At 49.6% G+C, this 3,183-nt stretch carries 4 protein-coding genes and 1 pseudogene; 3 read left to right on the forward strand and 2 right to left on the reverse strand.

What is annotated here, in order from left to right; genetic code table 11:
• Nucleotides 1-243 precede the first annotated feature (243 nt).
• Together KDK15_RS20955 and KDK15_RS20960 are read left to right on the forward strand one after the other, a co-directional pair.
• Nucleotides 244-888 carry a hypothetical protein gene (locus KDK15_RS20955; RefSeq protein ID WP_306800226.1) on the forward strand — a complete coding sequence of 215 codons (645 nt, stop codon included), beginning with the start codon at nucleotides 244-246 and terminating at the stop codon, nucleotides 886-888.
• Entirely contained in the window at nucleotides 872-1,636 is a 765-nt protein-coding gene (locus KDK15_RS20960; RefSeq protein WP_373691327.1) for a hypothetical protein, read from the forward strand. The genes KDK15_RS20955 and KDK15_RS20960 overlap by 17 nt, the downstream gene beginning before the upstream one ends.
• A gap of 167 nt (nucleotides 1,637-1,803) precedes the next feature.
• Here KDK15_RS20960 and KDK15_RS21150 read toward each other — a convergent pair whose 3' ends face one another.
• Nucleotides 1,804-2,151 carry a group II intron maturase-specific domain-containing protein gene (locus tag KDK15_RS21150; RefSeq protein ID WP_373691328.1) on the reverse strand — a complete coding sequence of 116 codons (348 nt, stop codon included), beginning with the start codon at nucleotides 2,149-2,151 and terminating at the stop codon, nucleotides 1,804-1,806.
• Nucleotides 2,152-2,177: 26 nt separating this feature from the next.
• On the reverse strand, nucleotides 2,178-2,501 hold the full coding sequence (locus KDK15_RS03635) for an RNA-directed DNA polymerase (protein ID WP_257294003.1): 324 nt from the start codon (nucleotides 2,499-2,501) through the stop codon (nucleotides 2,178-2,180).
• 582 nt (nucleotides 2,502-3,083) lie between these two features.
• On the opposite strand from KDK15_RS03635, the pseudogene KDK15_RS03640 reads away from it, so the two are divergent.
• Nucleotides 3,084-3,183: pseudogene (locus KDK15_RS03640) on the forward strand (sugar phosphate nucleotidyltransferase); the annotation flags it as partial.

Consider the following 3,183-nt stretch of genomic DNA (forward strand, 5'->3'; position numbering starts at 1 on the left):
TGGCGGAGATATTACCCAGCTCCATCCTGACTTTCGCGGTTGCAACTTTGGCTGCAGCCTGCGCAGGTAGTTGGTCAAACCACCGCTGGTAAGGGCTTTTACCGTCTTGTTGCAGGTATTCAAGCACGGTCATCTTCATATTTATGGTAACCTATATGTTACTTTTGGCAAGCTGCATTTATTGTGATGTCAACTTAGTCAATCAGTCAGCTGGTTGCCGGGGTTTTATTTTCGGGGTTTACAATGACCGCACTCTCTTGTTTTAAGGCCTACGATATCCGTGGCCGCATGCCTGATGAATTGAATGAAGATATTGCCTGGCGCATTGGTCGGGCGACTGCAGAATATTTAAAGCCCAAGACTGTCGTTGTGGGTGGTGATATTCGCTTATCTACACCTGAGCTTAAAGCCGCTCTTAGTGATGGGCTGCGAGCCGGTGGTGTGGATGTGATTGATATTGGCCTGTGCGGTACCGAGGAGGTCTATTTTGCTACTTCGCATCTGCAGGCGGATGGGGGCATTATGGTTACGGCCAGCCATAACCCGAAAGACTATAACGGGATGAAGCTGGTGCGGGAGGAGAGTAAGCCGATTTCCGGGGATACCGGGTTGCGGGAGATTCAGCGGTTGGCTGAAGATTTTTTTGCACCACAAAGGCACAAAGAACACAAAGGAAAAGATAAGATTTTAACGGGTGGTTATCGGGAAGTTTCTAATTTGTCGGCTTATGTTGATCATATTCTTGGGTATATTAATCTTGCGGAATTGAAGCCTCTGAAACTGGTGGTGAATGCTGGTAATGGGGCTGCAGGGCATGTGATTGATGCTATTGAGGAACGATTTAACGCTGCTGAATGTGCCGGTGGAGTTTGTGAAGATTCACCATGAGCCGGATGGGCACTTTCCCCATGGGATTCCTAATCCGCTGTTACACGACTGTCGGCAGGCAACTGTGGATGCGGTGCTTGAGCATAACGCCGATATGGGCATTGCCTGGGATGGGGATTTTGACCGGTGTTTCCTGTTTGATGAGAAAGGCCAGTTTATTGAGGGGTATTATATTGTCGGGCTGCTGGGTGAGGCGTTTCTGGCGCATTATCCTGGTGCCAAGATTATCCATGATCCCCGGTTGACCTGGAATACTATTGACCAGGTTTCTGCAGCGGGTGGTGTGCCGGTGTTGTGTAAAACCGGTCATGCTTTTATCAAGGAGCGGATGCGGGAAGAGGATGCAGTGTATGGTGGTGAGATGAGTGCCCATCATTATTTCCGTGACTTTGCTTACTGTGATTCCGGGATGCTTCCGTGGCTGCTGGTAGCTGAGTTAATGTCCCATAAGGGTAAGAAGCTTTCTGAACTGGTAGCTGAACGTATTGCCTTGTTCCCATCTTCTGGTGAGATCAACAGTACATTGGATGCCCCTCAGGCGGCTATTGACCGGATTCTGGCGATTTATGAACAGGATGCGGTGGCTGTGGACCATACCGATGGGATCTCACTGGATATGGGGGAGTGGCGGTTTAACCTGCGGCTTTCTAATACTGAACCGGTGATTCGGCTGAATGTGGAGAGCCGGGGGGATGTGGCGCTGATGGAAGCGAAAACTTCTGAATTGCTGAGTTTGATTCGGCAGTGATTTATTGGAACCACAAAGACACAAAGGCACAAAGTTTTTTGGTTTCTGCGCTATGCGCAGTAAAAAAAGAAAAAGTCTTCCTTTGTGACTGTCGAGTCAGCGGTAGGAACCTCCCCTTCCGCTGCTCACAGAACCGGACTTGACAGTCTCCCCTCATCCGGCTCTTCTTATCCAACCGCTGGTTTCTGACATATCCGCCAGTGAACCATAAACATCAGGACTATCTTTGCAATGGTTGCCAGCCATCGGCCAGCTTTAGCCTTGCGCCCCTTCAATTTCTTGTATTTACCCATAGCCCAGCGCACCAAGGTATCTTCCAAGTAGTAAAGGGCATTTTCAGCTATCGATGCATAGAATCTACCGAAGTAGTCTATCCACCCCCGCACTCGTGGATTTATTTCTCTGGCAATTTCCAAAAGGCTACAGCCTCTTTTCTTCGTTGGGATTTCAAGGCCCTTAATCTTATTCCGAAAGTCCTGAACTGCTGCTCTACTGACTGCCGGAAGGAAGCTCACAAAGAACTTTCCATATCGATTTCGGATCAATTTTCATGGAAAACAGGTTCCACTACTGGCTCAACGATCATCTTCACCACCGTTTGGGCTACGCGGTCGGCTACTGTCGGTACTCCCAGCAGTCTCGTGCCTCCATCCTTCTTCTGGATTTCCACACGCATGACGGGGGGAGGAAAGTAGCTTCCCGACGACATTCGATTCCATAGCTTGTACAGGTTCCTGCCCAGATTAGCCTCAAAGTCAGTCACTGACTGATCGTCAAGTCCGGCGCTCCCCTTGTTCGCTTTCACTCTCAGCCACGCTTGATAAACAAGCTGTTTCGAAATTGTGAACGGTTTTGTTTCAGACATCAGATTCATTCCGTTTTATAAAAACAACGCTATAACGACGGTTGATCTGTTGCTTCAACCGGATAAGCCAGTCCTTTCGCTCCACCTCCATTACAGAAGCTTCATCGCTCTACCGGACTGGTCCTACTCTGTGCTCTGTATCGGTACTCACAGCCTCCGCAGTTCAGCTGCTTGGCTGGCTCCCTTAACACCAGAGCGACAGACTCCCACGTTCCACAAAAGAGCCTGAAATCAGTTCATGCCACCTATATCCCGGCCACCGCTCAGGCAGTAACTGGCTATCCCCTGAACTCATCATGGAGCAACACAACCCTCCATTTTCGATGCTATCGGACCACATTTCGAGACGTCATCAGTGGTTTACTTGCGTTCATCTCCTGATTTCACACCTGACGCAGTCAAGCTGCGCCTTTTCCGTAACGCTCACCACACCGGCTCTTTACCGGCGCAGCTTACGGTGGTTTGATGGCTGCTTCCAGAAGCCGTCACCGGAGGGCCTGCCTCCATCTCAATTGCAGTTACGAGCAGACCGACTCTGCTCTCGTGTCACACTCGTGTCTTTGTGGTGAAAAAATAATGCCAGTGGAGCAGTTTGTTGAGAAGCCAGATTTGGAAACGGCCCAGGGTTATCTTGCTTCCGGTGACTATTACTGGAACTCCGGCATGTTCCTGTTTAAGGCTT

Source organism: Endozoicomonas sp. YOMI1 (assembly GCF_024606345.1).
Classification (GTDB): domain Bacteria; phylum Pseudomonadota; class Gammaproteobacteria; order Pseudomonadales; family Endozoicomonadaceae; genus Endozoicomonas.